The following is a 1151-nucleotide window of genomic DNA, read 5'->3' as shown; positions in this document are numbered from 1 at the left end:
GCAGACATAACCACATACACCGCGGGCCTGGAGGAATACCTCTCTGACCTAGCGAAGCAACCGCCCTGAACATCAGTTGGAGGCGCATCCTCCCTCACCGACGGTCGCCACGTGCTGCTCTGAACCACCGCGCAAGAGATTCGGTGGAGCTGTCCAAGTCAATGGACACCGGTGAGCCTTCCGCGCTGACGACGGTCTGCAGTTCCAAGGCCTGGGTTTTGCCGAGCTCGACGCCCCATTGGTCGAAGGAGTTGATGCCGCAGAGTATGCCTTCGACGAAGGTCTGATGTTCGTACAGTGCGATGAGCTGACCGAGGACAGCGGGAGTGAGCTTCGGTGCCAGGATGGTGGTGGACGGCTGGTTCCCGGGCATCACCTTGTGCGGAATCAATGAATTGGGGATGCCATCCGAAGCCAGCTCCTGGGCAGTACGGCCGAAGGCTAGGACGCGTCGCTGCGCAAGAAGATTGCTGAAGAGGCTGTCGTGCATACTCCCATGGCCATCGATCGTGGATAGGTCCTCGGTGGGTTCGGCGAAGCCGAGAAAATCAATCGGGATGAGCAGGGTGCCTTGGTGAAGTAGCTGGTAGAAGGCATGCTGCCCGTTGGTGCCGGGCTCTCCCCACCAGACGGACCCGGTGGCGGTTTCGACTCGGGCCCCATCGGCCTGCACCGCTTTGCCGTTGGACTCCATGGTCAGCTGCTGCAGATATGCCGGAAACCGGGCGAGGTCGTTCGAATATGGCAGCACCGCACGGGTTTGGGTGTGGAAGAAGTTGGAGTACCAGAAGTGGAGGAGCGCCAGCAGCGTCGGCGCGTTCGCCTCCAAGGGGGCCTGGGTGAAATGCCGGTCCATGGTGTGCATCCCAGCGAGAAACTGGCCGAACGCGTCCCTGCCGAGCGCGACCATGACCGACAGGCCGATCGCGGATCCGACGGAGTATCGGCCGCCGACCCAGTCCCAGAACTCGAATACGTTGTTGGGGTCGATACCAAACTCCGCCGCTTTCGCGGGGTTGGTGGAGACGGCGACAAAGTGCTGTGCGACGGCGTTCTCTCCGAGTGCGCTGGTCAGCCATCGTCGAGCAGCCGTGGCATTGGTGAGGGTTTCGATGGTGGTGAATGTCTTGGACGACACGATGAACATCGTG

Annotated in this window: 1 protein-coding gene; it reads right to left on the bottom strand. The window is 61.3% G+C overall.

Annotated elements, in window-relative coordinates:
- Nucleotides 1–94: 94 nt before the first annotated feature.
- Nucleotides 95–1151, bottom strand: a 1057-nt coding sequence (gene pgi / locus ACWEKS_RS49390; RefSeq protein WP_452346611.1) for a glucose-6-phosphate isomerase, incomplete at its 5' end; no start/stop codon positions are given.

The organism is Nocardia sp. NPDC004711 (genome assembly GCF_053601595.1).
Note: the sequence above shows the minus strand (reverse complement) of the source record. Positions and strands in the feature narration are given on the sequence as shown.